At 68.1% G+C, this 26,320-nt stretch carries 30 protein-coding genes; 5 read left to right on the forward strand and 25 right to left on the reverse strand.

Going from position 1 to position 26,320, the window contains the following annotated elements:
* Positions 1–3: 3 nt before the first annotated feature.
* From AC37TH_RS03680 to AC37TH_RS03745, 14 genes are all read right to left on the reverse strand, one after another.
* On the reverse strand, positions 4–1,914 hold the full coding sequence (locus tag AC37TH_RS03680) for a bifunctional copper resistance protein CopD/cytochrome c oxidase assembly protein (RefSeq protein ID WP_490763849.1): 1,911 nt from the start codon (positions 1,912–1,914) through the stop codon (positions 4–6).
* Positions 1,915–2,095: 181 nt separating this feature from the next.
* A complete protein-coding gene (locus AC37TH_RS03685; RefSeq protein WP_490763002.1) occupies positions 2,096–2,383 on the reverse strand; it encodes an HU family DNA-binding protein in 288 nt (95 codons plus the stop codon).
* Positions 2,384–2,670: 287 nt separating this feature from the next.
* Positions 2,671–2,976: a 30S ribosomal protein S14 gene (gene rpsN, locus AC37TH_RS03690; RefSeq protein WP_085367413.1), complete on the reverse strand. Its 306-nt coding sequence runs from the start codon at positions 2,974–2,976 to the stop codon at positions 2,671–2,673.
* 4 nt (positions 2,977–2,980) lie between these two features.
* Positions 2,981–3,148 carry a 50S ribosomal protein L33 gene (gene rpmG, locus AC37TH_RS03695; RefSeq protein ID WP_027692168.1) on the reverse strand — a complete coding sequence of 56 codons (168 nt, stop codon included), beginning with the start codon at positions 3,146–3,148 and terminating at the stop codon, positions 2,981–2,983.
* A complete protein-coding gene (gene rpmB / locus AC37TH_RS03700; RefSeq protein ID WP_055857759.1) occupies positions 3,148–3,384 on the reverse strand; it encodes a 50S ribosomal protein L28 in 237 nt (78 codons plus the stop codon). Before rpmB ends, rpmG begins: the two co-directional genes overlap by 1 nt.
* 184 nt (positions 3,385–3,568) lie before the next feature.
* Positions 3,569–3,958: a Fur family transcriptional regulator gene (locus AC37TH_RS03705; protein WP_490763003.1), complete on the reverse strand. Its 390-nt coding sequence runs from the start codon at positions 3,956–3,958 to the stop codon at positions 3,569–3,571.
* Positions 3,959–3,967: 9 nt separating this feature from the next.
* On the reverse strand, positions 3,968–4,849 hold the full coding sequence (locus AC37TH_RS03710) for a metal ABC transporter permease (RefSeq protein WP_490763004.1): 882 nt from the start codon (positions 4,847–4,849) through the stop codon (positions 3,968–3,970).
* Complete coding sequence (locus tag AC37TH_RS03715; RefSeq protein ID WP_490763005.1) at positions 4,846–5,730, reverse strand: metal ABC transporter ATP-binding protein; 885 nt, start codon at positions 5,728–5,730, stop codon at positions 4,846–4,848. The genes AC37TH_RS03710 and AC37TH_RS03715 overlap by 4 nt, the downstream gene beginning before the upstream one ends.
* Positions 5,727–6,635 carry a metal ABC transporter solute-binding protein, Zn/Mn family gene (locus tag AC37TH_RS03720; protein WP_490763006.1) on the reverse strand — a complete coding sequence of 303 codons (909 nt, stop codon included), beginning with the start codon at positions 6,633–6,635 and terminating at the stop codon, positions 5,727–5,729. The genes AC37TH_RS03715 and AC37TH_RS03720 overlap by 4 nt, the downstream gene beginning before the upstream one ends.
* Positions 6,636–6,751: 116 nt before the next feature.
* A complete protein-coding gene (locus AC37TH_RS03725; protein WP_490763007.1) occupies positions 6,752–7,285 on the reverse strand; it encodes a VOC family protein in 534 nt (177 codons plus the stop codon).
* 56 nt (positions 7,286–7,341) lie between these two features.
* Entirely contained in the window at positions 7,342–8,862 is a 1,521-nt protein-coding gene (locus tag AC37TH_RS03730) for a dihydrolipoamide acetyltransferase family protein (RefSeq protein WP_490763008.1), read from the reverse strand.
* A 57-nt stretch (positions 8,863–8,919) separates the two neighbouring features.
* Positions 8,920–9,879, reverse strand: coding sequence for an alpha-ketoacid dehydrogenase subunit beta (locus tag AC37TH_RS03735; protein WP_490763850.1), 960 nt, complete (start codon positions 9,877–9,879; stop codon positions 8,920–8,922).
* 473 nt (positions 9,880–10,352) lie between these two features.
* On the reverse strand, positions 10,353–11,492 hold the full coding sequence (gene pdhA / locus AC37TH_RS03740) for a pyruvate dehydrogenase (acetyl-transferring) E1 component subunit alpha (RefSeq protein WP_490763009.1): 1,140 nt from the start codon (positions 11,490–11,492) through the stop codon (positions 10,353–10,355).
* Between the two features lie 4 nt (positions 11,493–11,496).
* Positions 11,497–12,606, reverse strand: coding sequence for a pyridoxal phosphate-dependent aminotransferase (locus AC37TH_RS03745; RefSeq protein WP_490763010.1), 1,110 nt, complete (start codon positions 12,604–12,606; stop codon positions 11,497–11,499).
* A gap of 89 nt (positions 12,607–12,695) precedes the next feature.
* Here AC37TH_RS03745 and AC37TH_RS03750 point away from each other — a divergent pair, with 89 nt between their 5' ends.
* Both AC37TH_RS03750 and purB read left to right on the forward strand, forming a co-directional pair.
* The gene (locus AC37TH_RS03750) at positions 12,696–13,082 is read left to right on the forward strand and encodes a phage holin family protein (protein ID WP_490763011.1); all 387 of its coding nucleotides are present in this window, start codon (positions 12,696–12,698) and stop codon (positions 13,080–13,082) included.
* Positions 13,083–13,142: 60 nt separating this feature from the next.
* Positions 13,143–14,522: an adenylosuccinate lyase gene (gene purB, locus AC37TH_RS03755; protein ID WP_490763012.1), complete on the forward strand. Its 1,380-nt coding sequence runs from the start codon at positions 13,143–13,145 to the stop codon at positions 14,520–14,522.
* Between the two features lie 97 nt (positions 14,523–14,619).
* On the opposite strand, the gene AC37TH_RS03760 is transcribed toward purB, so the two are convergent.
* Together AC37TH_RS03760 and AC37TH_RS03765 are read right to left on the reverse strand one after the other, a co-directional pair.
* Positions 14,620–14,922: a hypothetical protein gene (locus tag AC37TH_RS03760; protein ID WP_490763013.1), complete on the reverse strand. Its 303-nt coding sequence runs from the start codon at positions 14,920–14,922 to the stop codon at positions 14,620–14,622.
* The gene (locus tag AC37TH_RS03765; RefSeq protein ID WP_490763014.1) at positions 14,919–15,506 is read right to left on the reverse strand and encodes an HdeD family acid-resistance protein; all 588 of its coding nucleotides are present in this window, start codon (positions 15,504–15,506) and stop codon (positions 14,919–14,921) included. Before AC37TH_RS03765 ends, AC37TH_RS03760 begins: the two co-directional genes overlap by 4 nt.
* Before the next feature lie 133 nt (positions 15,507–15,639).
* Here AC37TH_RS03765 and AC37TH_RS03770 point away from each other — a divergent pair, with 133 nt between their 5' ends.
* Positions 15,640–16,332, forward strand: a complete 693-nt coding sequence (locus tag AC37TH_RS03770; protein WP_490763015.1) for a Pr6Pr family membrane protein — start codon at positions 15,640–15,642, stop codon at positions 16,330–16,332.
* Here AC37TH_RS03770 and AC37TH_RS03775 read toward each other — a convergent pair whose 3' ends face one another.
* The 3 genes from AC37TH_RS03775 to AC37TH_RS03785 all read right to left on the reverse strand — a co-directional run bounded on the left by AC37TH_RS03775 (position 16,333) and on the right by AC37TH_RS03785 (position 18,579).
* Positions 16,333–17,064 carry an aspartate/glutamate racemase family protein gene (locus AC37TH_RS03775; RefSeq protein ID WP_490763016.1) on the reverse strand — a complete coding sequence of 244 codons (732 nt, stop codon included), beginning with the start codon at positions 17,062–17,064 and terminating at the stop codon, positions 16,333–16,335.
* On the reverse strand, positions 17,061–17,537 hold the full coding sequence (locus AC37TH_RS03780) for a Rid family hydrolase (protein WP_490763017.1): 477 nt from the start codon (positions 17,535–17,537) through the stop codon (positions 17,061–17,063). Before AC37TH_RS03780 ends, AC37TH_RS03775 begins: the two co-directional genes overlap by 4 nt.
* A gap of 115 nt (positions 17,538–17,652) precedes the next feature.
* Positions 17,653–18,579 carry a LysR family transcriptional regulator gene (locus AC37TH_RS03785; protein WP_490763018.1) on the reverse strand — a complete coding sequence of 309 codons (927 nt, stop codon included), beginning with the start codon at positions 18,577–18,579 and terminating at the stop codon, positions 17,653–17,655.
* A 104-nt stretch (positions 18,580–18,683) separates the two neighbouring features.
* Between AC37TH_RS03785 and AC37TH_RS03790 the strand changes: the two genes are divergently transcribed.
* Entirely contained in the window at positions 18,684–19,982 is a 1,299-nt protein-coding gene (locus AC37TH_RS03790; RefSeq protein WP_490763019.1) for an amidohydrolase, read from the forward strand.
* Between the two features lie 17 nt (positions 19,983–19,999).
* A complete protein-coding gene (locus AC37TH_RS03795; RefSeq protein WP_490763020.1) occupies positions 20,000–20,977 on the forward strand; it encodes a LysR family transcriptional regulator in 978 nt (325 codons plus the stop codon).
* A gap of 12 nt (positions 20,978–20,989) precedes the next feature.
* Here AC37TH_RS03795 and AC37TH_RS03800 read toward each other — a convergent pair whose 3' ends face one another.
* The 6 genes from AC37TH_RS03800 to AC37TH_RS03825 all read right to left on the reverse strand — a co-directional run bounded on the left by AC37TH_RS03800 (position 20,990) and on the right by AC37TH_RS03825 (position 26,181).
* Complete coding sequence (locus AC37TH_RS03800; protein WP_490763021.1) at positions 20,990–21,703, reverse strand: SDR family NAD(P)-dependent oxidoreductase; 714 nt, start codon at positions 21,701–21,703, stop codon at positions 20,990–20,992.
* Positions 21,700–23,133: a DUF6421 family protein gene (locus AC37TH_RS03805; RefSeq protein WP_490763022.1), complete on the reverse strand. Its 1,434-nt coding sequence runs from the start codon at positions 23,131–23,133 to the stop codon at positions 21,700–21,702. The genes AC37TH_RS03800 and AC37TH_RS03805 overlap by 4 nt, the downstream gene beginning before the upstream one ends.
* A 109-nt stretch (positions 23,134–23,242) precedes the next feature.
* Positions 23,243–24,091 carry a substrate-binding periplasmic protein gene (locus tag AC37TH_RS03810; protein ID WP_490763023.1) on the reverse strand — a complete coding sequence of 283 codons (849 nt, stop codon included), beginning with the start codon at positions 24,089–24,091 and terminating at the stop codon, positions 23,243–23,245.
* Positions 24,088–24,774, reverse strand: coding sequence for an amino acid ABC transporter permease (locus tag AC37TH_RS03815; RefSeq protein WP_490763024.1), 687 nt, complete (start codon positions 24,772–24,774; stop codon positions 24,088–24,090). Before AC37TH_RS03815 ends, AC37TH_RS03810 begins: the two co-directional genes overlap by 4 nt.
* Positions 24,771–25,409: an amino acid ABC transporter permease gene (locus AC37TH_RS03820; RefSeq protein WP_490763025.1), complete on the reverse strand. Its 639-nt coding sequence runs from the start codon at positions 25,407–25,409 to the stop codon at positions 24,771–24,773. Before AC37TH_RS03820 ends, AC37TH_RS03815 begins: the two co-directional genes overlap by 4 nt.
* Before the next feature lies 1 nt (position 25,410).
* Positions 25,411–26,181, reverse strand: coding sequence for an amino acid ABC transporter ATP-binding protein (locus tag AC37TH_RS03825; protein WP_490763026.1), 771 nt, complete (start codon positions 26,179–26,181; stop codon positions 25,411–25,413).
* Positions 26,182–26,320: the final 139 nt, after the last annotated feature.

The raw sequence follows: 26,320 nt of genomic DNA on the forward strand, positions 1-26,320 counted from the left end.
TCCCTACCGCCCCGCCCCATCCCGGGACGCCAGCTTCTGCAGCTGGGCGTTGTACGCATTCAGCTCCGCCTCGCCCGTGCGGTCGGCGTTGCGGTCGCGGCGTTTGGTCTCCCTGTCGTCGCTGCGGCTCCACTGGATGGCCACCACGATCGCCAGGATCACCGTCGGGATCTCGCCGACGCTCCAGGCGATGCCGCCGCCGGTCTGCTGGTCGACGAGCGGGGTGTCTCCCCAGGTGCGGCCCATCGAACCGAACCAGTCGGCGAGGAGAAGGCCGGTGCTCTGCATGATCGAGAGCCCGAAGAAGGCGTGGAAGGCCATCGTTCCGAGGAGGAGCAGCAAGCGGAACGGGTACGGCAGCCGGTATTTGACCGGGTCGATGCCGATCAGCGACTGCACGAAGAGGTAGCCGGTGATGAGGAAGTGGATGATCATCCACTCGTGGCCGATGTGGTCGGTGGTCGCCCAGCGGAACAGCGGCGTGTAGTAGAACGCCCAGAGCGACGCGGCGAACAGCACCGCGGCGACCAGTGGATGCGAGATGAAGTTCGCGAAGCGGGAGTGCACCGCCAGCAGGATCCACTCACGCCCGCCGCGCGAGCCGTCCGTGCGCTTGCGGATGGACCGCAGGGCGAGCGTGACCGGCGCGCCGGGGACGAGCAGCAGCGGCACCATCATCGTCAGCACCATGTGCGCGAGCATGTGGGTCGAGAAGAGGTACTTCTCGTACACGTTCACGCCGCCGGACGTGATGTAGAACAGCAGCACGATGCCGAGGATCCAGAACACCGTGCGGTGGATCGGCCAGGCGTCGCCGCGCTGGCGCATCCGCCACACCCCGGCGAGGTAGAAGAAGATCGCGAAGCCGCAGGCGAGCACCCAGAGCAGGTCGAAGTTCCACAGCGTGACCAGGCGACCCCAGGTGAGCTCAGGCGGCAGCTTCTCGCCGGTGAGGATCTGGGCGGGCGTCGGCGACTGCCCCAGCTGCTGCGCCACGGGGGTGGCCGTGCGCGCGAGGGCGGCGGCGACACCGGAGGCGATCCCCATGAACGCGAGCTCGGCGGTGACGATCCACCAGAACGTGCTGCGCTTGCCTCCCGCCTTCAGCCGGCCGATCAGGATGCGCCGCTGCATCACACCGAAGATGCCGAGCGCACCGAGCGCTGCCACCTTCACCAGCACCAGGATGCCGTACGGGGTCGCCAGCTGCGCGAGCGTCCCGACGCGCAGTTCGGCGTTGACGTATCCGGAGGCGGCGACGACGATGAACGCGATCAGGGCGAGCGAGGAGTACCGTTCGAGCACCGCCACGAGGCGGTCGCCGCCCAGGTAGCGCCGGGCGACGATCAGGGTCACCAGACCGCCAAGCCAGATCGCCGCGAACAACACGTGCAGGCCGAACGAGGTGACGGCCGCGTCGTGACCGGACGCGTCCGCGCTGTGGCCCTGCTGCGCCATCGGGATGATGGAGGCGATGGCGAGGGCCGTGACGAAGACGAGCGCCGTGTGGTTGCGCACCGCGAAGCAGAGCACGGTGACGGTCGCGGCGATGAGGGTGATGCCAAGCCACGCCTGGCCGATGGAGACGCTGGTGACGAAGGAGCTGAGTCCGTTGCTGAACGCCTGATCGAACGACCACGGAACGTTGGAGACGCTCACGAAGGTGAACAGGCCGGTGGCGGCGCTGGCGACTGTCATCACGGCGGCGGAGCCTGCCGCGAAGTCGAGGGACTTGCCGAACTCGTCCTTCTCCGGGCTGAACGCGAAGCAGGCGAGCACGAGAGCCCCGATGGCGCCGGCCGCGCTCAGGTTGACGATCAGGGTCGACGCCGGCAGCCCCCAGCGCACCAGCGCACCAGGGTCGGCGAGGAGGGGTGCCGCAGCGCCGCCGCCGAACGCGAGGGCCGCGATCATGGAGACGATCGCGACGATCAGCAGGACGGCAGGACCGATGATGCGGACGAGTCGGGGCACCGGTCAAGCCTACGTCGCGCGCGCTGAGAGCCCGCACACAGCACCGGATGCGTGGGGCCGCGCGCAGACGCGACGAGGGCGGCGCCGCAACGCGGCACCGCCCTCGATCAAGCCGGTGAGACTACTTGACGGCAGCCTTGAGCTTCGAGCCGGCGGTCAGCTTGACGCGGTGGCCGGCCGGGATCTTGATCTCGGCGCCGGTCTGCGGGTTGCGGCCCGTGCGCGCAGCGGTCTCGGTGCGCTCTGCGGCGAGCCAGCCCGGGATGGTGACCTTGCCACCGTTGGCGACGGTCTCCGCGATGGTGGCGAAGAATGCGTCGAGCACGCCACCGACGGCAGCCTGGCTCTGACCCGACGACGCGGCGACGGCGGCAACGAGCTCGGTCTTGTTCAGCGACTTGTCAGCCATTGAGTGTCCTCCTCGGACCTTGTGCTGGATATACAGCTTCTGTATGGAACGGTTGAGGCCAAACTGGCCGTTACGTTTGGTCGGTTGACCGCCTCGAATGTATCAGAAACCCGCGGAAACACGCGGATTCTCGGCGTTTTTCACAAACTATGGCGCAGATGCGCAGGCTCAGGGACCGCATCCACCTGTCATCGACCTGCCATCGACCTGCCATCCAGCCGCCGGAGAAACGACGAAGGGGCGCCAGGCCGAAGCCGGACGCCCCTTCGAGGGTGCTGTCGCGCTGGTTACCAGCTGGACTTGGTGATACCGGGCAGCTCGCCACGGTGCGCCATGTCGCGGAAACGCACACGCGAGATGCCGAACTTGCTGAGGTTTCCGCGGGGACGGCCGTCGACGGCGTCGCGGTTGCGAACGCGGATCGGCGAGGCGTCGCGCGGGATCTTCTGCAGGCCCTGGCGTGCCGCTTCGCGCGACTCGTCGGTGCCGTTGGGGTCGATCAGGGCCTTCTTGAGCTCGAGACGACGTGCCGCATAGCGGTCAACGATCACCTTGCGCTGCTCGTTCTTGGCGATCTTGGACTTCTTAGCCATGTGTTTAGCGCTCCTCTCGGAAGTCGACGTGCTTGCGCACTACGGGGTCGTACTTCTTGAGCACGAGACGGTCAGGGTCGTTGCGGCGGTTCTTCTTGGTCACGTAGGTGTAACCGGTTCCAGCCGTCGAACGAAGCTTGATGATCGGACGAACGTCCTGCTGCTTTGCCATTAGATCTTCTCCCCACGGGCAAGGAGGTCCTTGACCACGGACTCGATGCCACGGGCGTCGATGACCTTGATGCCCTTGGCGCTCAGGGTCAGCGTGACGTTACGGCGAAGCGACGGCACGAAGTACGTCTTCTTCTGAATGTTCGGGTCGAAACGACGCTTGGTGCGTCGGTGCGAGTGCGAGATGTTGTGTCCGAAGCCGGGAACGGCTCCAGTCACCTGGCACACTGCTGCCATTGTCTTTTCTCCAATACCGCGGAGCCTGATGCTCCGCCCAAGGTCACTTGTCGGCACGGTTGTCCCCACGAATCCGAGGATGTGTGGGTTTCACGTACGATCTGAGCAGGAGAGGCCCACTCAGCCAAACATCAATACTACGCGACTCACCCGCCTCCGCCAAACCGGCCCCGCTCGCGCCGCGTCAGGCGGCGCGGGAGCAGGTGGCGCAGAGGCCGAAGATGTCGACAACGTGCTGCGGCTGCGTGAAGCCGTGCGCGGCGGCCGCGGACTGCGCCCACTGCTCCACGGCGTCGGCCTCGATCTCGACGGTGAGGCCGCAGTTGCGGCAGATCAGGTGGTGGTGGTGCCCGCCGGTGGTGCAAGCGCGGTAGAGGTTCTCGCCTTCCGGCGACTGCAGGGAGTCCGCCTCGCCTTCCGACGCCAGGTCGGAGAGTGCGCGGTACACCGTGGCGAGCCCGATCGGCGAGCCGGTCTCGTGCAGACTGAGGTGCAGTCCCTGCGCGCTGATGAAGCCTTCCGTGGAGGTCAGGGCCTCTCGGACGGCTTCGCGCTGCCAGGTGTTGCGTTTCACGTGCTCAGGCTAGCCGTTCCGGCTCACGAGTCGCCGTGAACCCTGGCGTCCGCCGACGAGCCGGCAGACCACGTAGATCACGAACGAGATGGTCGTGACGTACGGGCTGATCGGGAGCGCGCTCCCGAGCGCGAGCATGATCCCACCCACCACGGAGAGCAGCGCGAAGCCCACGCTCAGCAGCGGCACCGCGAGCGGCGACGACGAGATGCGCATCGCCGCGGCCGCCGGAGTGACCAGCAGCGAGAGTACGAGCAGCGCGCCGACGATCTGCACAGACACCGCCACGGCGAGCCCGAGCAGCACCATGAATGCCAGGGCGACGAATCGCACAGGCACCCCGCGGGAGGCGGCGACATCGGCATCCAGGCTGTCGAACGTGAGCGGGCGCCAGATGACCAGCAGCCCGATCAGCACGACAGCGCCAATGCCGAGCAGCCAGCCGAGCTGCGGGTCGTCGACCGACACGATCTGCCCGGTCAGCAGGCCGAACTTGTTGGCGCTTCTGCCCGGATACAACGCGAGGAACAGGATGCCGAGGCCGAGCCCGAACGGCATCAGCACGGCGATGATCGAGTTCCTGTCCCTGGCTTTCGCGCCGAGCAGCCCGATCAGCACCGCCGCGATCAGCGATCCGGCGACGGACCCGACGACCACGTTCGCCCCGAACAGCAGCGCAGCCGCCGCCCCGGCGAACGACAGCTCGCTGATCCCATGCACGGCGAACGCCATGTCGCGCTGCATCACGAACACGCCGATCAGCCCACCGACCACGCCGAGCACCGCCCCGGCGAAGATCGAGTTCTTCACGAGAGCGAGCAGTTCGCCGTAGTTGGCGAAGTCGAACAGCTGCGACCACAGGTCGGTGCTGGTTGCGAGGTGCGCGATCATGCCGCAGGCTCCGGATGCGCGGCGTGCCCGTGATGGTGGTGGTCGTGCGTCTCCGCGTCGGGAATGCCGACGACCACGATGCGTCCTCGGCTGCGGATCACGTCGATGGGCGTTCCATAGAGGTCGGTGAGGACGTCGCTGCGGAGGACATCGTCCGGAGTGCCTTCGCGGAACCGGCCGCCGGCCAGGTAGAGGACTTTGTCGACCATCCCGAGCACCGGGTTGACGTCATGGGTGACGAAAACCACGGCGCTGTCGTGGTCGCGTCTGCGCCTGTCGATCAGTTCGCTGACACCGCGCTGGTGCTGCAGGTCGAGGGAGAGGAGGGGCTCGTCGCAGAGCAGCAGCGCCGGGTCTCCGGCGAGCGCCTGGGCGACGCGGAGCCGTTGCTGCTCGCCGCCGGAGAGACTTCCGACGGGCACGTCGGCATAGCGCCTGGCTCCGACCGAGTCGATCAGCTGCTCCACCTGAGCGCGGTCGGCCCTGGTGGGGATCGGCACGCCCCAGCGGTGGCCGTTCACGCCGAGGGCGACCAGATCGCGGGCGCGCATCGGCGTTCCTGCGGCGATCAGCTTCTGCTGCGGGATGTAGCCGATGCGCCTGTCGCCGCGCCGCACGGCGTGACCGTCGAACTCGATCGTGCCGGAGTCGAGCTGCTGCTGACCCAGGATGGTCTTCAGCAGGCTGGTCTTGCCCGAGCCGTTGGGCCCGAGCACCGCGACGAACTCGCCGGCGTGCACATCCAGGTCGAGGCCGCTCCACAGGGTGCGGTCGCCGAAGCCGAGGTTCGCATTGCGCAGGCGGAGGACGACGGGGCGCCGGTCGGGAGCGACGACGCGCTCCAGCGGCTCAGCCGCATGCTCTGGCACGGCCTCCGTCATTCGGAGAGGGCCTTGGCCACGGCGTCGAGGTTGCTCGTCATCCAGCTGATGTAGTCCTTGCCTGACGGCAGGGTCTCTGTCACGGGGACGACCGGGACGCCTGCGCTCTTCGCTGCGGCGAGGACCTTCTCGGTCTCCGGGCCGCTGGTCTGCTCATTGTATGCGAACACTTTCACGGCGTTTCCGCTGAACAGGTGCAGCATCTCGTTGAGCACCGAGGGGGACACATCCGTGCCTTCTTCGATGGCCGAGCTGAACGCCTTCGGGGTCTTGTTGACGAGTCCGATGGCGTCGAGCAGGTACAGCGGCACCGGCTCCGTGATGGCCGCGCCTTCGCCCTGGTACTTCTGCTTGAGGTCGGCAGTGCGCTGTTCGAGTGCCGTCAGGTCGGCCGTGAAGGCGACGGCGTTCTTCGTGAAGGTGGCCGCCTGCGACGGGTCCGCCTTCGACAGCGCGGCGACGAGCTTGCCGGTGAACGCCTGGATGGTCGGGAAGTCGTACCAGACGTGCTCGTTGAGGTCGGCGCCCGCTTCGGCCTTCTTGCCGGAGATGTCGACGACGTTGAGCACGGTGGCCTTGTCGCCCGCCGACTTCCTCAGCGTGTCCATGAAGTCGTCGTATCCTCCGCCGTTCTCGATGATGATGTCGGCTTTGGAGACGGCGAGCTGGTTCTGCGCGCTCGCCTCGAACGAGTGGGGGTCTTGCGCCGGGTTGTCCATGAGCGCGGTGACGTCGACCGCGTCTCCCGCGATGGTGGAGGCGATGTCGCCGTAGACGTTGGTGCTGGCGACGACGGAGATCTTGCCGTCGGAGGTGTTTCCTGATGCGCCTGCCGAGCATCCCGTGAGGGCGAGCGCGGTGACGATGGGGATGGTGAGAAGTGTGGCGATGGTGCGCGACTTCATGAAAAGGCCTGTCTAATTCGGGCTGTCTGATCGATGGGGTGCGCCGTCTGACCGGCACCCTTCGACGTTAGTCGTTATTGATAATGATTGTCAAAACCAAGACGACTGCCCGCCCGTCACGTTCCACGGCCACCGGGTGTCGGAGTCACCGGCGCGCTCGCCCTGCCCGTCGCGCGCCCGCTCAGCTCGGCGTCGAGCGTCTCCTGCGCCACCCGCATCGACTCCACGAAGCGCGGCTCGGCCATGCGCACCCAGGTCTGGTCGGCCGGCACATCCTCGACATGGGCCATCACCCACCAGATGTTGCCGAACGGGTCCCGAATACGCCCGCCCCTGTCTCCCCACGCGCTGTCGGCCAGTTCCGTGACGACGCGCGCACCCGCGGCGACTGCTCGCTCGAACGCTGCGTCCGCATCCGGCACGAAGACACGCAGCAGCGACGGCATGGCCGGCCAGTCGTCCCGCCGGTCGAAGGCGAGCAGCACCGTGTCTCCCACGCGGATCTCGGCGTGCCCGATGCTCCCGTCCTCCACGGCGACCCGCGCGAGCTCGATGCCGCCGAACGCCACCGACACGAAGTCGAGCAGCGCGCCGGTGTCGTCGGTGACGATCCAGGGGGCGATCGTCGTGTATCCGTTGGCCTCAGTCATGGACGTTCCTTTCCGTCACTCTCCACGGTATGCGGGGCAGCGGTCAGGTTCCGGCCTCAATCGAGGAGCAGCGCGGGCTCCTCGATGATCGACGCCACATCGGCCAGGAACCGAGACGCCACATCGCCGTCGACCACGCGGTGGTCGAACGACGCACCCAGTGTCGTGACGAACCGGGGGCGCACCTCGCCGTCGACGACCCACGGCTTCTGCTTGATCGTGCCGAGGGCGACGATGCCGACCTCGCCGGGGTTCAGGATCGGGGTGCCCGTGTCCATCCCGAATACGCCGATGTTGGTGATCGTGATGGTGCCGCCGGACATGTCGGCCGGGGTGGTCTTGCCGTCGCGGGCGGTGAGCGTGAGCTGTTCGAGCGCCGTCGCCAGTTCGAGCAGCGACATCTCCTGCGCCTCTTTGACGTTCGGCACGATGAGGCCGCGCTGGGTGGCGGCGGCGATGCCGAGGTTCACGTAGTGGCGGACGATGATCTCCTCGTCCGTCCACGACGAATTCACGGTGGGGTTGCGGCGCACGGCCCAGATGATCGCCTTCGCCATGATCAGCAGCGGCGACACCTTCACGCCGCTGAAGTCGGGCGAGTTCTTGAGGCGCTTGACGAACTCCATCGTGCGGGTCGCATCCACGTCGACGAACAAGCTGACGTGCGGCGCGCTGAACGCACTGGACACCATCGCGTTCGCGATCGCCTTGCGAACGCCCTTGACCGGGATGCGGTCCTCGCGGTCGTTCGGCCACTCCGGCGTCTGGATGTTGCGGAACACGCTCGCCTGCGTCGCTTCGCGCAGCACGTCCTCGCGGGTGACCTCGCCGATCGCGCCGGTCGGCGTGACCAGGGTGAGGTCGACGCCGAGGTCTTTCGCCAGCTTTCGGATGGGCGGCTTGGCGATCACCGGAACGCTCGGTGCGACGTGCGCGTCGCTGTGCACCGTGAGCGGAGCAGGGGCAGGCGTGGCCGGAGCGGATGCGGGCGCAGGCGCGACGGGCGCGGCTGCTGCAGGCGCAACGGGCGCAGCGGATGCGGGGGCGGCGCTCGGTGCCGAGGCAGCAGGGGCAGCAGGGGCAGCAACAGTGGATGCACCACTCGCCACCACCGGAACCGCCGACGTGCCCGGGTGGGTCACCCTCCGCCGCCTGCTGGCGCCATGCCCAGCAGCGCCGTACCCGACGAGCACAGCGCCCGGCTTCTCCGGCGCATCCACCTCGTGGGACACGCTGGCGGCGGTGTCGGCCGCGGCCTCAGCGACCTCGCTCTGCGGCTCCGCCTCGGCGGCGGACTCGCCAGCACCGCCCGAGCCGCCAGCGCTGCCAGCGCCTTCCGCGCTGGACACGGTGATGATCGCCGTTCCCACGTCGACCGTCTGGCCCTCGGACACCAGCAGCTCGCCGACGACGCCCTCGAAGGGCGACGGCAGCTCCACGAGCGACTTCGCCGTCTCGATCTCGACGATGACCTGGTTCACGGCCACCGGGTCGCCGGGGGCGACCTTCCATGCGACGATCTCGGCCTCGGTCAGACCCTCGCCGACGTCGGGAAGAAGGAACTTCGATTCGCTCATGTGCGACTTCTTTCGGTAAGCGGGATCAGTGGGGAGGCGGCGCGCTCGGCGGCCGGCTCAGTACGCGAGCGCCCTGTCGACGGCTTCGAGGATGCGGTCGGCGTCCGGAAGGTAGATGTCTTCCAGCTTCGCCGGCGGGAACGGGGTGTCGAACCCGGCGACCCGCAGCACGGGCGACTCGAGCGAGTAGAACGCCTTCTCGGTCACGGTCGCCGCGATCTCGGATCCGACGCTGACGTTTCCCGGCGCCTCCTGCGCGACGACGAGCCTGCCCGTCTTGCGCACGGAGTCGACGATCGGCGTGTAGTCGACGGGGGAGATGGAACGCACGTCGATGACCTCGATGCTGCGCCCCTCCTCGGCGGCGAGCTCGGCGGCGCGCAGTGCGACGCTGACCATGCCTGCCCAGGCGACGACGGTCGCATCGGTTCCCGTGCGGACGACGCGGCTGGCGTGCAGCGGCGTGGTGTTCTCGACCAGGTCGACCTCGCCCTTGGGCCAGTAGCGGCTCATCGGCTCGAAGAAGAGGACCGGGTCGTTCGACTGGATGGCCTCCTGGATCATCCAGTAGGCGTCGTGCGGGGTCGACGGCGCGACGACGCGCAGACCGGCGGTGTGCGCGAAGTACGCCTCCGGCGCTTCCTGGTGGTGCTCCACCGCGCCGATGTGACCGCCGTGCGGCACCCGGATGACGATCGGCATCGAGATCTTGCCGTCGTGCCGGTTGGTCATCTTGGCCAGCTGGGTGGTGATCTGGTCGAAGCCGGGGAAGATGAAGCCGTTGAACTGGATCTCCAGCACCGGACGGTATCCGCGCATCGCCAGCCCGATCGCCGTGCCGACGATCCCGGCCTCCGCGAGCGGAGTGTCGATGACACGTTGCGGACCGAACTCCTTCTGCAGCCCCTCGGTCACCCGGAAGACACCGCCGAGCGGGCCGACGTCCTCACCGAGGATCAGCACGCGGTCGTCGCCGGCGAGCGCTTTGCGCAGTCCGGCGTTCAGCGCCTTCACCATCGGCAACGACTGGATGCGCGGCTCGGGCTCGACCGGTGCGGCGGGCACCACGGGCTCCGCCACGTCCACGTCCGCTTCGACGTCCGCGTCTGCGTCCGCATCCTCGGCGGTCGCCTCGTCCGCGTAGTCCTCGTCCGCGTAGTCCTCGTCCTTGCTGTCCGTCTCCGCAGCATCAGCGGCTTCGGGATGCACGTCCTGCGCATCCGGAGCGGTCTCGATCTTGGTCGGGGTCGGGGCCGCGTCCTCGATCGTGAACTCGCGCGTCCACTCCTGCTCGGCGACGTGCTCTTCGAGCACGATCGAGCCAGGCTCACTCTCAACGATCTCGACGACATCGATGGCCTGGGTATCTTCGCCGACGGGAGTGGCGGAGTCGTCGTGGTCCGGCGCATCCACCAGTTCAGCCTCGACAACCTCGACGTCGGTCTCCGTCCCGGTCTCCGTGTCGGTCCCTGCTTCGCTTCTCACGTCGCTCATGCGTCGCCTCCGAAGGATTCCTCGTATTCGGCGAGCCACTGCCGCTGCTCGTCCATGAGCGGGTGCGGTTCGCTGTAGACGTTGTCGAACATCGACTCGATGGGCGGAACCTCGAGCTCCAGCGTGCGACGGCGGACGTCGGCGGCCAAGTCGGCCCCCTCCTCGTCCGCGCTGTCGAAGAACGCCTGGCCGACGCCCTGCTCCTCCAGGAACGCGCGGAACCGGATGATCGGGTCGCGCTCGCCCCAGTATGCGGTCTCTTCGTCCGTGCGGTACTTGCTGGGGTCGTCGCTGGAGGTGTGGGCGCCCATCCGGTATGTGAGTGCCTCGATCATGCTCGGGCCTTCGCCGTTGCGGGCGTCGTCGAGGTGCTTCGCGGTGACCGCGTATGACGCGAGGACGTCGTTGCCGTCGATCTGCACGCCGGGGATGCCGAACCCGCTCGAACGCAGATACAGCGGCGAGCGCGACTGCGTCGTCACGGGCACGGAGATGGCCCACTGGTTGTTCTGCAGGAAGAAGACCTGCGGGGTCTGGTAGCTGGCGGCGAAGACGAACGCCTCGCTCACGTCGCCCTGGCTGGTGGCGCCGTCGCCGAAGTAGACGATCGCGGCCTCGTCCGACTCCGGGTTGCCGGTGCCGACTTTGCCGTCGAACTTGATGCCCATCGCGTATCCGGTGGCGTGCAGCGTGTGCGAGCCGATCACCAGTGTGTAGAGGTGGAAGTTCTGCACAGCGGGGTCCGTCGGATCCCAGCCGCCGTGCGTGGTGCCGCGCAGGAGCCCCATGATGCCGACAGGGTCGATGCCGCGGATCATGCCGACCACGTGCTCGCGGTACGAAGGGAAGAGGTGGTCCTGCGGCCGGGCGGCGTGAGCGGAGCCCACCTGCGCGCCCTCCTGGCCCATGCTGGGCACCCAGAGGCCGAGCTGGCCCTGACGCTGCAGGTTGGCGGCTTCGTGGTCGAAGGCGCGGACCTTGATCATGTCGCGGTACAGCTGCCGGTAATCGTCCTCGTCGAGTCGTTCGAGGTACGGCAGGTATTCCGCTGCGAGTTCACTCGGCTGGAAACGGCCGTCTGCTGTCAGCAGCTGGACCGTGTTCGCCGGGCGCGGGGTATCGTTCGTGGCAACCACCTGTCTAACCTAACCGCTTGGCCGGGTGGCCATTTGGTAGGGTCCGCACAATATCTGCGGCCACTTCAAGGAGTTTGTCCACAGACTCCTGCTCGCCGACACTGATCCGGATGCCCTCCGGCGCGAACGCGCGAACCGTCAGACCCGCGTCGAAGAACGCGTCGTTGGCCTCGGCGGTCTGCTCGCCGGTCGCCAGCCAGACGAAGTTGCCCTGCGCCACCGGCACAACCCAGCCCTGTGCGATCAGCGCGTCGCGCAGCTGGTCGCGGCGCATCGCGATGCGGGCGACGCGCTCCATCAGCTCGTCCTCCGCCTCGATGGAGGCGAGCGCCGCCACGCGGGCAGCATCGGTCACCGACAGCGGAATCGCGGCGGAACGGGCGGCGTCGAGCACGTGCGCAGGACCGACGGCGTAGCCGATCCGCAGCGCGGCGAGGCCGTACGCCTTGGAGAAGGTGCGGAGCACGACGAGATTGGGGTAGCGACCCAGCAGCGGGATGCCGTCCACGGCCGAATCGTCGGTGACGAACTCGTAGTACGCCTCGTCCAGCAGGACGAGCAGATCGGTGGGGACAGCCGCCATGAACCGCTCGAAGTCCGCAGCGGTGACGATGGTGCCGGTCGGGTTGTTCGGGGTGCAGACGATGACGGCGCGGGTGCGGTCCGTGATCGCGGCGGCGAGCGCATCCAGATCGTGGCTGCCGTCGGCGCGGTTCGGCACCTGCACACTGGTCGCGCCGGCAACGGTGACCAGCCCGGGATACGCCTCGAACGAACGCCACGAGTACACGACCTCGTCGCCGACACCGGCCGCGGCCGAGATCAGCTGGGCGAGCAGGGAGACGGAGCCGTTGCCGAGGTGCACCTGCTCCACGTCGACACCGTGCCGGTCGGCGAGACGCTGGCGCAGGTCGCCGCCCCCGGCGTTCGGGTAACGGTTGAGGTCGCCGAGAACGCGACCGACCGCATCCACCACCGACGGCAGGGGAGGGAACGGGTTCTCGTTGCTGGACAGCTTGAAGCCGTCGGAGGGCGCGGCCCGTCCCTGCTTGTATGCGGGGACAGCCACGATCTCGGGGCGCAGCCTCACGCCACGGGGATGTTCGTTCGTCACGCCCCTAACTTACCCGCGGCCGCATACCGCGGCGGGAATTCTCCTGACACCCCTCCCCGCAGACCTCCCCCGCCTGGGATCATGGGCGCATGAGATTTCTCGTCAGACTTATCATCAACGCCCTCGCGCTGTGGTTCACGACGTTCATCGTCTCCGGCGTCACCGTCCGCCCGTACGCGGAAGGCACGTTCGCGACGATCGTCACCTACCTGCTGATCGCGCTGATCTTCGGTGTGGTCAATGCCATCATCGGCACGGCCATCCGGATCGTCGCCTTCCCGCTCTACATCCTCACGCTCGGGCTCATCTCGTTCATCGTGAACGGCCTGCTCTTGCTGTTCGTGGCCTGGATCAGCGGCCTGATGGGCTTCGGCCTCTTCATCGACGGGTTCTGGAACGGGGTGCTCGGCGCGCTGGTGCTCGCGGTCATCGCCTGGCTGATGGGGCTGATCCTCCGCCCGCTCACCCGGCGCTGACGCCACGCCAGCACAGTGGATGCGCGAGAATAGGTCCGACCCCACCACGCAAGGAGACCCATGACCGCGCTGCCTCCCCAGCCGCTGAGCCCACTCGACGGCCGCTACCGCTCGGCGGTGCTCGGCCTCGGCGATCACCTGTCGGAGGCCGGACTGAACCGGGCCCGCGTGCAGGTCGAGGTCGAATGGCTCATTTATCTGACGAGCCACCGGATGTTCGGGTCGACCCCGCTCACCGAGCAGCAGGTGCACTCGCTGCGCGCCCTGGTCGCCGACTTCGGGCAGCCGGAGATCGACAGGCTCGCCGAGCTGGAGGCGACCACCAAGCACGACGTCAAGGCCGTCGAATACCTGGTGCGCGAGCGCCTGCACGCTCTTGGCCTCGACAGCATCGCCGAGCTCACGCACTTCGCGGCGACTAGCGAGGACATCAACAACCTCTCGTACGCGCTCACGGTCAGTGCCGCCGTCAACGAGGTGTGGCTGCCCAAACTGCACGCCGTCATCGGCGAACTGCGCGCGCAGGCGATCGAGTACCGCGACGACGCGATGCTCGCGCGCACCCACGGCCAGCCGGCGACGCCGACCACGATGGGCAAGGAGCTCGCGGTCTTCGTCTACCGCCTGGAGCGCATCGCCAAGCAGGTCTCAAGCAACGAATACCTCGGCAAGTTCAGCGGAGCGACGGGCACGTTCGCCGCGCACGTCGTCGCCGACGCCGAGGCGGACTGGCCGCGCATCTCCCGCGAGTTCGTCAACAGCCTCGGGCTCGACTGGAATCCGCTGACCACGCAGATCGAATCGCACGACTGGCAGGCGGAGCTGTACGGCAAGATCTCGCACGCCAACCGGGTGCTGCACAACCTGGCGACGGATGCGTGGACGTACATCTCGCTCGGCTACTTCCGCCAGACGCCCGAGCCCGGCGCGACCGGCTCGTCGACCATGCCGCACAAGGTCAACCCGATCCGGTTCGAGAATGCCGAGGCCAACCTGGAGCTCAGCTCGGCCGTGCTCGACTCGCTCGCCGCCACCCTGGTGACCAGCCGTCTGCAGCGCGACCTCACCGACTCGACCACGCAGCGCAACATCGGCGTCGGCCTCGGCCACTCCCTGCTGGCCCTGGACAACATCCAGCGGGGGCTCGGTCAGATCGCGCTCGACCGCGAGCTGCTCGCCGCCGACCTCGACGCCAACTGGGAGGTGCTCGGTGAGGCGATCCAGACGGTCATCCGCGCGGAGGTCTCCGCCGGCCGCTCGCAGATCGCCGACCCGTACGCGCTGCTCAAGGAGTTGACCCGCGGCAAGCGCGTCGACCACGCCGCCCTGACCGCGTTCGTCAACGGCCTCGACATCGGCCAGGCTGCAAAGAACCGCCTCCTGGAGCTCACCCCCCAGACCTACACCGGCCTGGCCTCCGCCCTCGTCGACCGCCTCTAGCCGTCGAGTCCGATCCCCAAGCAATCGAGTCGGACTTATGCACGGGGCGCGCGGCGTGTCGCGTGCATAAGTCCCGACTCGATTTTTTTGGTGCGGGTCAGTGGGTGGAGGGCTTGTCGGTGGGGGACTCGCCGTTCTGCTCCTCGAGGTCGTGGACCTCGGCGGCGTTCGGCTTGAAGGCCAGCGCGAACAGGGCCATCAGGACGAGGGCGACGATGAACGCGATCCCGAAGCTGACGCCGGCGAGCAGGAACTCGCGCGTGGCGATGAGGACGATGAGGCCGACGAACACGGCGAGCGCCGCGGAGATGCCGAGAAGCTCGGTGGGCAGGAACCGGTCTTTGCGGCTCGGCTGAAGGTTGGAGGTCACGCTCGGGTCTTTCTTGTTGCGCTTGGTCACGATCCGCTCCCCGAGCTCTGCTCGGCGGCAACCGCTCTGGATGCACTCCGCAGCGACACCGCGCCGATCCCCTGGAACACGCCAACGATCACGGCCCACGCCCCGAACAGTCCGATCGAGAGCAGGGCGTCCGACGGGATGAGGAGGAAGGCGACGGCGAGCACCGCTGTCAGCGCACCGGTGATGAGCCAGTCGCGCGCAGCCGCATCCTTGCCCCGGTTGCGGACGCCGTTGTACAGCTCGAGGAAGCCGGTGAGCGCCGCCCACACGGTCACGACGTAGAGGTAGAAGCCGAGGCCGCTGTTCATGAGCGCGAGTGCGAGGACGCCGGCGACGACGCCGATGGCGCCCTGCGCGATGAACAGGGTGCGCGAGGTTCCTCGAAGACCGGAGGTCGCGGTCAGGACGGCCGTGGCGAGGCCGTCGAGGATCGCGAAGACGCCGAAGACGATCAGCCCGAACTCGGCGGTGTGCGCGTCACGGGTGAAGGTGATGACGGCGGTCGCCGCCAGTGCGACCACGGCTCGGACGGCGGGGACCACCCAGTACCGGTTGGACTTCGGTGCAGGAACAGCGGGTGCCACGCGGCGACCTCTCTCGTACGGGTTTCCCCGCCAGTTTAGTCGCCGTGCGCCTGCGCGTTTGCCGCGTGCGCGACCGCCCGCTCGGTATGCTCGCCCTGTCTCTGTCCGCGCACCACCAGGCGAAGGGGTCCGGATGCGGATCGGTTTCGGAATCGTCCGCGTCGCGATGGCTCTGCTCACGCTCGTGGCGATCATCGCGCAGTTCGCGACCAGCGTGAACTTCATCTCCGGCAAGGGCGGCAACATCGCCAGCTACGTTGTGAACTTCTTCAGCTTCTTCACGATCGACTCGAATATCGGCTACGTGGTCGTGCTGGCGATCGGCGCCTATCTGCTGTTCGCGCGCACCGGCGACGACCCGGGCTGGTTCACCGGCCTGCGGGCAGCCGTGACCACCTACATGGTCACCACCGGCGTCGTCTACAACCTGCTGCTGCGCAACATCCCGCTGCCGCAGGGCCAGACGGTGGAGTGGTCGAACGAGGTGCTGCACGTGGTCGGCCCCGCCTACCTGCTGATCGACTGGCTGTTCGCCCCCGGTCGCACCGCCCTTCGCAACAGGGTGCTCTGGTGGGTGGTCGGCTTCCCGATCGTGTGGGCGGTCTACACACTCATCCGGGCGCCGTTCGGTGCCGACCCTGTGACCGGCAAGCAGCCCTGGTATCCGTACCCGTTCCTCAATCCGCAGACGTCGCCGAACGGCTACCTCTCCGTGGCGTTCTACGTGCTGCTGATCGCCGCGGTCATCCTGTGCGTCGGCTTCGCCGTCGTGTGGGTGTCGCGCCGCTGGCCGGGCGGCCGGACCGCCGCCGCCCAGACCGCCTAGTCACGCAGCGGCGAAGCCCGGGCCCAGCGCACTGATCGCAAACGACGCGACGTCGAGGATCGGCACAGCCGTTCGGCGTGCGATCTCCCGCCGGAACTCGGGCAGCAGCGTGCACTCGAGGACGAGCGCGCCGATGCCGGCGAAGCGCCCGCCCGGCGCGAACTCGCGGTCGAGCACGGCCTCGACGCCGGAGCGGAGCACGTCCAGATCCCAGCCGTTGCCGTACCCGTGGTCGTTGGTGAGGATGCCGCTCCACCCCGGCTCGCTCTCCAGCCCGACGATGGAGAGCCGGGGGAGGAGCGGGTCAGGCGCGAGCAGGCGCTGCGCGAGCGGTTCGGAGACCGTCAGCACGCCGATGGGCGCATCGGTGAGGGAGGCCGCGAGCGGCAGCAGGTCGAGACTGCTGGTCAGAGCGTTCCCGGTCGGGCGGCCGGAACGCCTGGCGTAGTAGAAGAAGCCGCAGTCGGTGATGACGAGCGAGCAGTGCGAGAGCCTGTCTCTGGCCGCCCAGAACGCATCCACGGCTGTCGGATCACCGGCGACCAGCTGCTCCACTCGCGCACCACGCGCCACGGCGTACGACACGGGGATGCCCGGCCAGCTGTCCGGATTCTCGAAGAACCCGACCGGGTTGTCGCTGATGGCGGCGGCGCCGCGGACCCGGCCGTCGACGTCGTCGACCGCATACGAGTCGAGGTCGCAGAGGACGACGCCCAGGCTGCGCTCGGTCATTCTGCGCGCTCCGCGTCCGCGCGCTCCGCATTCGCCGACTCGGCGTTGCGGGCTGCGCTGCCGACCACGGCGACCGCGTTCACCTCGACCCGGATACCGGGGATGTTCAGCTCCTCGGCGATCAGGATGCCCGTGGCCGTCGGTCCCGGCGCCGGGAAGTAGCTGAACCGGATGTCGTAGGTGCGCTGCCACTCCTCGACGCTGAGCTCACCGGCATAGAAGGTGTTGAACTGGACCACGTCGCCCATCGTCCCGCCGAGGTCTTCGATGACCGCCTGCAGCGACTGCATCACGGCGTGGCTCTGCGCCTCGATGTCACCGGGGTGCCTGACGTTGCCGTGCTCATCCAGGTCTTCCTGCCCACCGACCCAGATCATGTCGCCGACGCGGATGCCGTGGCTGTGGTTGATGGTGAACTTCCCTGGCACCTGCCAGTGCCCTGGCACCTGGGCGATACGTCGTTCGACGGTCATGATCTCTCTCCTCTTACATCATCGTGAGACGGGGACGTCTTCGAGTCTGCAAGCAGGAGCAGGAGCGTGGGGCGATCTCAGGACGACGATCGCTTTCGCTGCCGAAAGAGATCCTTCAGCCGGCTGCCCGAGGGGAGGCCTGTGCCGCCGCACGCTCGATCTCGTCGAGCACGGCCCGCACGATCGGCCGGCGTTCGTCGGTGACCCTCGTCACCGCGAGCACCCGTCTGCGCAGCGGCCGGTCGAGGGCGTGCACGCTCACCGGGGCGACGGATCCGTCGATGGAGAGCGGGGGAAGCACCGAGATGCCGCGCCCGCGCGAGATCGCCTCGACCAGCAGCAGCAGGTCGGCGGTGTGCCAGTGCACCGTCGGCTCGAAGCCCTCGGCGCGGCAGGCGAAGCGCACGGCCTGCCCGCACGCGCCGAGTTCGTCCGGCATCACCCAGCGCTCGTTCTTGAGATCGGCGAGGCGCACCCGGGGAGGGAGGTCGTACGACGGCGGTGCGAAGAGCATCAGCGGTTCGTTCACGAGTTCGGTCGTGTGGAGGTAGTCGGGGAAGGCCATCGGCACGTTGTCGTAGAGGTCGATGATCGCGATGTCGAGCGCTCCGTTGAGGAGGGCGTCGATGCTGTCGACGGGCTCGATGACGTTGACGGTGAGGTCGATGTCCGGCAGGGTCTCGCCGAGGGTGTCCGAGACGGGCAGGAGCACCATGCGGGCGACGGAGGGGATGGCGCCGATGCGCACCCGGCCGGTGAGCTCGCCGCTCAACTGGTCCATCTCAGCCCGCGTGACCTCGAGCATCCGGAGGATTCCGCGGGCGTGCTCGACCAGGATCTCTCCCGCGCCGGTCAGGCCGACGCCGCGCGGGGATCTGTCGAGGAGTTTCACGCCGGCTTCCCGTTCCAGGATGCTGATCTGCTGGGACACGGCCGACGATGTGATGCCGATGACGCGCGCGGCTCCGGCCAATGATCCCTGCCGTGCGACCTCGCTCAGAAGCCGCAGCCGGGGCACGTCCGGGAGGGAGTTGTCGGTCATGGGCACATTCTTGCACCTTTAGCTATACTTATGGCACTTTCAGAGTTATCTTAAGTGAAAACTTCATCTCGTGCCCTGTGTCCCCCCTGATCGAGAGGACGACGATGTCCACCGAAGACACACCGACCACCATCACGGCAGCGCACCCGACCGGTGCGCCGTCCGCCGTTCTCGCTGCCATTGCGCACACCATCGAGGGCGTCGGCGACGAACTCCTGACGCTGAGCCACCGCATCCACTCGCTGCCGGAGGTGGGGCTCGAGGAGCACCGCTCCGTCGCCGCCGTCGCCGACCTGCTCCGCCGCCACGGCCACGCCGCGACGGTGGGGCTGCACGGGATGCGCACGGCGCTCCGAGCACAAGCAGGCCACGGCGCGCCCCGCATCGCCGTCCTCGCCGAGTACGACGCGCTGCCCGGCGTCGGCCACGGGTGCGGGCACAACGTCATCTGCGCAGCGGCCGTCGGCGCCTTCCTCGGCGTCGCCGCCCATCTCCGCGAATCCGGCGGATCGGTCGTGCTGATCGGCACCCCCGCCGAGGAGAACGGCGGCGGCAAGGAGGTGCTGGAACGCGCTGGCGCCTTCGACGACATCGACGCCGTGGTCATGGTGCATCCGTTCACCGGGCCGGATGAGGTCGCCTCGTTCACGTCCCTCGCCGTCCGCGACGTCGAAGCGACCTTCCACGGCGTCGCCGCCCATGCGTCCTCCGCCCCGCACGAGGGCCGCAACGCTCTGGATGCGGTGGTCGCCGCCTATCAGGCCGTCGCCGCCCTGCGTCAGCACATCCCGTCCACCGACCGCCTGCACGCCATCATCACCGACGGCGGCGCCGCGACGAACGTGGTCCCTGACCGGGCGAGCATCACCGTCGAGGTCCGCTCGCAGGACATCGACCAGCTCGTCGCCCTCTCCACGCGCGTGCAGCGCGTCCTCGATGGCGCCGCCCTCCTCACCGACACCCACGTGGATGCACGCTGGGACCCGTTCCCCGCCTACCTGCCTGTGCGGAGCAACGCCGCCCTCGCCGAGCGATATTTCGCGCACATGCTGGGGCGCGGGAGGAGCATCGTGCTCGACCAGCCGGGCCTGATCGGCGGTGGCTGGTCGACCGATCTCGGCAACGTCAGCGTCCGCCGCCCGTCGATCCACCCGACGGTGAGCATCTGCCCCACCCCCACCGCCATGCACACGGAGGAGTTCGGCCGCCACGCGATCAGCCCTCTCGGCGACGCCGCCGTCATCGACAGCGCGATCGGCCTCGCATCCACGATGGCCGACTACCTCGCCGACCCGTGGATGCGCGACGCCGTCGACAGAGACTTCGCCGCTGCAGGCGGTCGCGTCGACGTCGAGCGGCTTCTCGCGGCACCCGCCGCCTCTCCCGTGAAGGATGGAGCGTAACCGTCATGCTCAATCCCGTGCATCTCCGCACACTCTCCGTGGTGGTCCGCACCGGCTCGTTCGCCGACGCAGCACGCCAGATCGGCTACACCGGCTCCGCCGTCTCCCAGCAGGTCGCCGCGCTCGAGCACACGCTGCAGGCTCCACTGTTCGAGCGGGACGCGCACAGCATCCGCCCGACCGCCGCCGCGATGTTCCTGGCGGAACGCGCCCACGACATCCTGATGGCCCTCGGCGCGCTCGAAGACGACATGCGCGGCCTCAGCACCGGCGGCTTCGGCCGGCTCAGGATCGGCGGCTTCCCGGCCGCGGGCGAGCGGCTGCTTCCCCGCAGTCTGGCCTCCTACGTGCGCTCGCACCCGCGGGTGGACGTCACCCTGGATGACGGGGAGCCGGACGAGTTGGTCTCGAAGCTGCGCGACGCGCTGCTCGATGTCGCCGTCGTGTACGAGTACGACCTCGTGCCGCAGCGGTGGCCGGCGAGCGTCGTCGTCACCCCGATCCTCGACGAGGAGCTGATGCTGCTGGTTCCGGGGACCCACGCCCTCGCATCGTCGGAGGCCGTTGCGATCGAGGACCTCGCGGCCGAGACCTGGGTCTCCACCAAGGAGGGGTCGGCGGCCGACAGCTGTCTCGCCAGGCTCTGCGCCGGAGCAGGGTTCGACCCGCTCGTCGCGCTGCGGGGCACCCAATCGGATGCGGTGAGGGGGATGGTGCAGGCCGGGCTCGGCATCGCCATCGTCCCTGCGCTCTCGGTACTCCCCTCCGAACACGCCGTTCCGGTGACCATGGACGGCAGCGCCCTCCGCCGCCACGTGCTCGCGCTGCACCGTGCCGAGCATGAGAACTCCCTCGCCGTCGACGTGATCGCCGTGATGATCGGCGCCGCCAACACGCTCGCCGAGGAGCTGCCCGGCATCTCCACGGCCGCCCGTCCCCGCCAGAGGATCGCGGAGGTCGAATACCTCGCGCACCGGGTGGCGGCCGCCGGCTGAGCGGCGTCGCCGTCAGTGCAACCGGACCTGCGCCCCGTTGATGAGCTGGGCTGGTGTGTCGAAGAGATCGACGGCGGCCGACGCAAGGGTCTTCACATCGGTGAACCCGGGGAAGGTGCGTTCCGGCTGGGCCGCGCGCATCCCGTCGTCGACGAGTGCTTTCACGACGAAGACGACGGCAGCGGAACCGTGCCTCGCATCGTCGCTCCCGGCCGCCTCGGTGCGGAAGCCGGCGGCCACGGCACGCATCCACGCCTCTGCCGCCGCCTTGACGGCGACGTAGTTGGCGATTCCTGCGCTCGGCGTGGCGACCGTGGTGGCGGAGACAATGGCCACGCGGCCTGCCGGGGCTGACGCGAGGTCGTCGTAGAACGTGCGGCTGGTGTTGCGCAGCGTGGTCATGATCCCGGTCTCGAGCACGCTCCAGTCGTCGTCCGACTGCTGTGCGATGCCGTCTGCACCACGCCAGCCGCCGACCAGGTGGATGAGCCCCCTCACCGGTCCGAGCTCCTCGCGAACCGAGGCGGCGAGCGCCTCCACCGCCACCGGATCGGCGAGGTCGCAGACGAACCCGCGCACGGGCGGGAGGGCCTCGGCAAGCGCCGACACCTTCCCGGCGTCGAGGTCGACGGCGGCGACGCAGAAGCCGGCTTCCACCAGTGCTTTCACCACCGCCGTCCCTGCCTGACTCGTGGACCCGGCCACCACGACGACCGGGCGGGTCACGAGGCTGCTCCGTCTGCGACCACGTCGACCCGGTCGCGGGTGATGCCGGCGGTGGATTCGATGACGCTGGCCATCTTCTTGTTCAGTGCTTCGTAGAACATCGAGAGCGGGAACTCGTCGTCCAGCACCTGGTCGGTGTATCCCTTCGGCACACCGGCGAGGATCTCGTCCGGCAGCCCGCGCGCCCACTGGGAGGCGGGGTTCGGGGTGAGCGTTTCGGTGAGCATCTCGTATGCGGCCAGCCAGTGCGCCACCTTGGGCCGGTCGATGGAACGCCAGTACAGGTCGTTGATCCGGTCGCTGAGTGCCACGACCACCTCGGGCACGCCGTCCCAGTCGATGGTCAGCTGGGTGTCCGTCCAGTGCAGCACGTCGTGCTGGTGCATCCACGCGAACAGCAACTGGCCGCCGAGCCCGTCATAGTTGCGGATCCGGCTGCCGGTGATCGCGAACCGGAAGATCCGGTCGAAGATCACCGCATACTGCACCAGCTTCGCGTGGTGACGGATCTGACGCTGCGCCTCCGACAGCTCCGCCTCCGGCAGCGCCGACAGCTCGCGCTCCTGCCGCACCGATTCGCGGAACGCCGTCAGGTCGCAACGCAGCTCCTCCAGCGAGTAGAGGAAGAACGGCATCCGCTGCTTGATCATGAACGGATCGAACGGCAGATCCCCACGCATGTGACTGCGATCGTGGATCAGATCCCACATCACGAAGGTCTCCTCCGTCAGCGCCTGATCCTCCAGCATCGCCGCCGCATCCGCCGGCAGCTCCAGCTTCGTGATCTGCGACGCCGCCCGCACCACACGCCGGTAGCGTGCAGCCTCACGATCCTGGAAGATCGCACCCCACGTGAACGTCGGGATCTCGCGCATCGCCACTGTCTCGGGGAACAGCACGGCCGAGTTGGAGTCGTAGCCGGGCGTGAAGTCCACGAAACGCAGCGGGACGAACAGCTTGTTGCCGTAGTCGCCCGCTTCGAGCGCCGCGATGAACTCCGGCCAGATCACCTCCACCAGCAAGGCCTCGACGTAGCGGTTGGTCGAGCCGTTCTGCGTGTACATCGGGAACACCACCAGGTGGGGGAGTCCGTCGACGCGGTGCTGCTGCGGCTGGAACGCAACGAGCGAGTCGTGGAAGTCCGGCACCCCGAAGTCCTCCGCCTCCCAGCGGCGGAAGTCGTCCTGGAGCGCATCCAGGTAGTCGGCATCGTGCGGGAAGAGCGGCGCCAGCGCCTCGATGGAGTCGAGGATGCAGCGCACACGCTCGGCCGCCCACGTGCGGTTCGACGTCTCGGGGAGCGAGCCGTCCTTCGCCTGCAGCACCTGCAGGTCGATCGCCGCCTGCTTGAGGGCGAGCCAATCGGGGTGCTCCCGCAGACGCTCGCGGCCGAACGACTCGATGTGCTCGCGGGTGGTCTCGGTCTTCATCGGTGTCTCCTTCACTGCGACTTCACTGCGACTTCTGCGCGACGTCACTGCGGTCAATGGAAGGCGGCGGGCGATGGTGTTGAGGGTCACATCGCCCGCCGCCGGTCTGTCAGCTGATGAGGCGGGGTTCCCCGGTGTTCACCGCTGAGCCTGGCAGGCCGTGCTTCTCGAGGATCTTCGCCAGCTGCCCGTTCTCTTTGATGGTCGTCACGTAGCCGTCGAGGGCCTTCAGCAATTCCTGGTTGTCGAGCGAGACGGGGAACGTCGTCTGCGGCGGCTTCAGGGAGGCGCCGATCGCACTGTCGGGCTTCGCGACCTTCACCTTCAGGTTCGGGGCGTTGAAGGAACCGGAACCGAAGCTGTCCATGACCGTCTCGATGCGACCCGCCTTGAGGTCCTGATACATGTCGGTCGTCGACTTGTAGACCTTGAGGTTGTCGCCGAAGTACGCCTTGGCCTCTGCCACCCACAGGTCGCCGTCGACGGTTCCGACGGTCTTACCCTTGAGCTGGGAGAGGGCGTCGTAGCCTTCCTTGGAGACGAACGCCATCTGGTCGAGGTACACGGGGCCGGTGAGCCCGACGATCTTCGCGCGGGATGCGGACCGCCACCAGGAACCGGCCGCCACGTCCGAGCGGCGCGTCTGCACCGCGGGGATGACGGCCGCGGTCGCGACCGGGGTCGCTGTGACCGTGAGGCACTCCTCTTTGCCGAAGCCGTTGAGGATATCCCCGTCGATTCCGCTGAGCGTCGTGCCCTGCGAGGTGATGAACGGCGGAAGCGACGACAGCGTCACCGTCAGCGTTCCCTTGTTGATCGTGCTGAACATGTCCTTCGGCGTGCAGTCGGCCGCGACGCTTCCCCCCGTGGATGCGCCACTGCATCCAGTGAGGAGGGTCGCGACGGCGACGGCTGCTGCGGCCGTTGCTGCTGTGGCTGTGACGGTGCGGTGTCTCATGGTCGTGCTCCTTCGGGGGTGGGTACCGGCGCGCGGTGCCGCGCCATTCTTTTCTCAACACGGGTGCTCAGCCAGCTGGCCGGGATCGTGATGGCCGCGTAGAGGATGCCGGCCAGGGTCAGGATGCTCAGGTAGCGGAAGGTCGTCGACCCGATCGAGTACGCCTGCGACATCAGCTCGGGCACGGCGATCGTGTATGCGAGCGACGTCGCCTGGAAGATCATGATGGAGAAGCCGACGAGCGGGGGGATCGCGATTCGGATGCCCTGCGGGATCACCACGTAGCGCAGGGTGTCCCTGCGGGTCAGGCCGAGCGCATCCGCTGCCTCGACCTCCGCCTCCGGCACGGCCTGGAGGCCGCCGCGGATGATCTCGCTGGTGTACGCCGCGGTGGTCAGGCCGAGGGCGATGACGGAGGCGGTGAACGAGTCGAACGTGGTGCCGATCGTTGGAAGGCCGAAGTAGACGAGTTGCAGCACCACGAGCGCCGGCGTCCCTCGTCCGATCTCGACGATGACGATGGTCGTGACCCTCAGCGCCTTGCTCTTCACGCTCGACCCGAGCGCCAGCAGGAGCCCGGCCGGGAGGCCGACCAGCAGGATGACAGCGGTGAGCCGCAGACTCACCCACAGGCCGCCGAGCAGTTGGGGCCAGAACTCGACCCAGTCCTCGATGAGATTCATCGTGCGACCCTCTTCCGAAGCGTCGTGTCGAGGCGCCGGGTGAGCCAGGCGCAGGGGATGGTCATGGCGATGTACAGGCCCGCCGCCCAGAGGAACGGGACGATGCCGTTGGCCGTCTGGCTCGCATCCTGGTTGGCGAAGAACACGATGTCCTGCACACCGATCACCGAGGCGATGGACGAGTCCTTCAGCAGCCCGATGGCGTAGGTCGCAGCCGCCGGGAGGGAGACGCGGAGCACCTGCGGGCCGATCACGGTCGCGATCGTCGCCGAGCGCGACATCCCGAGCGCATCGCTGGCCTCCCACTGGCCGTCGCTGATCGCCGACAGGCCGCCGCGATAGATCTCCGCCATGTACACGGAGGTGACGACGCCGAATCCGATGATCGCTGCGGTGAACGAGTCCAGTTTGATGGCGCCGCTCCCGATGCCGAAATACAGGATGAACAACCAGACCAGGGGAGGGATGCCGCGGACGATCTCGACGACCACCCTCGCGACGAAACGCAGGAGGCCGAACCGGGAGCGGCGGGCGAGCGCGATGGGCACCCCGCCGACCGCGCCGATGGCGAACGAGCTCAGGGTCACCAGGATCGTCATCTGGACGCCCTGGACCACGACTGCGAGGTGTTCCATGTCAGCGCTCCAGGACCGCGCGGAGGAACTGCCTGGTCCGCTCCGTCGCCGGAGCGGTGAACACCTGCTCCGGCTCGCCCTCTTCGAGGATCGCGCCTTTGGCCATCACGACGACGCGGTCGGAGACGTCACGCGCGAACTGCATCTCGTGAGTGACGACGACCATCGTCATGCCTTCCCTCGCGAGCTCCCGCATCACAGCGAGCACTTCGAGCCCGACCTCCGGGTCGAGCGCCGAGGTCGGCTCGTCGAAGAGCATCACGTGCGGGTCGAGAGCGAGGGCGCGTGCAATGGCGATGCGCTGCTGCTGGCCGCCCGAACAGCGCCCGGGATACTGGCTCGCCTTGTCGGCCAGGCCGACGCGGTCGAGCAGCGCCAGCGAGCGGGCGTCCGCCTCGCTCTGGCTCCGGCCGAGGACCCGCTGCTGCGCGAGGCTCACGTTGCGGAGCACGGTCATGTGCGGGAACAGGTTGAACGACTGGAACACCATGCCGACCTGGCGGCGAAGCGCCAGAAGCGCCTTCCTGCTGATCTCGGCTCCCGCATCCACCTGGTTGCCTTCGACGGTGACACAGCCGCTGTCCGGCACCTCGAGAAGGTTGATGCACCGGAGGAGGGTGCTCTTGCCCGCGCCGCTCGGGCCGATGATCGCGACGACTTCTCCTTCGCGAACGGAGAGCGAGACGTCGTCGACGACGGTGTGCTCCCCGTACCGTTTCACGACGGATCGCAGAGAAATGGCGACGCCGTCACGGTGGTCTGACTCCTGCATGGTGGAACTCGTCCCTCGGGTCTCGTGTGACCATGACCCTGGGTCGTGTTCCCTGGAGGTTCAGGCGGATGCGTCGGTGCGTCTCGCCTGTTCGGCCAGGACTGGAACACGCGGCGTCATTGTCGTGGATCGTCCTGAG

This window comes from Leifsonia sp. McL0627 (assembly GCF_058244615.1).

Bases quoted from the DNA above. Each gene is read 5' to 3' on its own strand.
- AC37TH_RS03680 (WP_490763849.1), bottom strand. From the start codon at position 1,914: ATGATCGCGGCCCTCGCGTTCGGCGGCGGCGCTGCGGCACCCCTCCTC.
- AC37TH_RS03685 (WP_490763002.1), bottom strand. From the start codon at position 2,383: ATGGCTGACAAGTCGCTGAACAAGACCGAGCTCGTTGCCGCCGTCGCC.
- rpsN (WP_085367413.1), bottom strand. From the start codon at position 2,976: ATGGCTAAGAAGTCCAAGATCGCCAAGAACGAGCAGCGCAAGGTGATC.
- rpmG (WP_027692168.1), bottom strand. From the start codon at position 3,148: ATGGCAAAGCAGCAGGACGTTCGTCCGATCATCAAGCTTCGTTCGACG.
- rpmB (WP_055857759.1), bottom strand. From the start codon at position 3,384: ATGGCAGCAGTGTGCCAGGTGACTGGAGCCGTTCCCGGCTTCGGACAC.
- AC37TH_RS03710 (WP_490763004.1), bottom strand. From the start codon at position 4,849: ATGATCGCGCACCTCGCAACCAGCACCGACCTGTGGTCGCAGCTGTTC.
- AC37TH_RS03715 (WP_490763005.1), bottom strand. From the start codon at position 5,730: ATGACGGAGGCCGTGCCAGAGCATGCGGCTGAGCCGCTGGAGCGCGTC.
- AC37TH_RS03720 (WP_490763006.1), bottom strand. From the start codon at position 6,635: ATGAAGTCGCGCACCATCGCCACACTTCTCACCATCCCCATCGTCACC.
- AC37TH_RS03725 (WP_490763007.1), bottom strand. From the start codon at position 7,285: ATGACTGAGGCCAACGGATACACGACGATCGCCCCCTGGATCGTCACC.
- AC37TH_RS03730 (WP_490763008.1), bottom strand. From the start codon at position 8,862: ATGAGCGAATCGAAGTTCCTTCTTCCCGACGTCGGCGAGGGTCTGACC.
- AC37TH_RS03735 (WP_490763850.1), bottom strand. From the start codon at position 9,879: ATGGTGAAGGCGCTGAACGCCGGACTGCGCAAAGCGCTCGCCGGCGAC.
- AC37TH_RS03750 (WP_490763011.1), top strand. From the start codon at position 12,696: ATGAGATTTCTCGTCAGACTTATCATCAACGCCCTCGCGCTGTGGTTC.
- purB (WP_490763012.1), top strand. From the start codon at position 13,143: ATGACCGCGCTGCCTCCCCAGCCGCTGAGCCCACTCGACGGCCGCTAC.
- AC37TH_RS03770 (WP_490763015.1), top strand. From the start codon at position 15,640: ATGCGGATCGGTTTCGGAATCGTCCGCGTCGCGATGGCTCTGCTCACG.
- AC37TH_RS03775 (WP_490763016.1), bottom strand. From the start codon at position 17,064: ATGACCGAGCGCAGCCTGGGCGTCGTCCTCTGCGACCTCGACTCGTAT.
- AC37TH_RS03780 (WP_490763017.1), bottom strand. From the start codon at position 17,537: ATGACCGTCGAACGACGTATCGCCCAGGTGCCAGGGCACTGGCAGGTG.
- AC37TH_RS03785 (WP_490763018.1), bottom strand. From the start codon at position 18,579: ATGACCGACAACTCCCTCCCGGACGTGCCCCGGCTGCGGCTTCTGAGC.
- AC37TH_RS03790 (WP_490763019.1), top strand. From the start codon at position 18,684: ATGTCCACCGAAGACACACCGACCACCATCACGGCAGCGCACCCGACC.
- AC37TH_RS03805 (WP_490763022.1), bottom strand. From the start codon at position 23,133: ATGAAGACCGAGACCACCCGCGAGCACATCGAGTCGTTCGGCCGCGAG.
- AC37TH_RS03810 (WP_490763023.1), bottom strand. From the start codon at position 24,091: ATGAGACACCGCACCGTCACAGCCACAGCAGCAACGGCCGCAGCAGCC.
- AC37TH_RS03815 (WP_490763024.1), bottom strand. From the start codon at position 24,774: ATGAATCTCATCGAGGACTGGGTCGAGTTCTGGCCCCAACTGCTCGGC.
- AC37TH_RS03820 (WP_490763025.1), bottom strand. From the start codon at position 25,409: ATGGAACACCTCGCAGTCGTGGTCCAGGGCGTCCAGATGACGATCCTG.
- AC37TH_RS03825 (WP_490763026.1), bottom strand. From the start codon at position 26,181: ATGCAGGAGTCAGACCACCGTGACGGCGTCGCCATTTCTCTGCGATCC.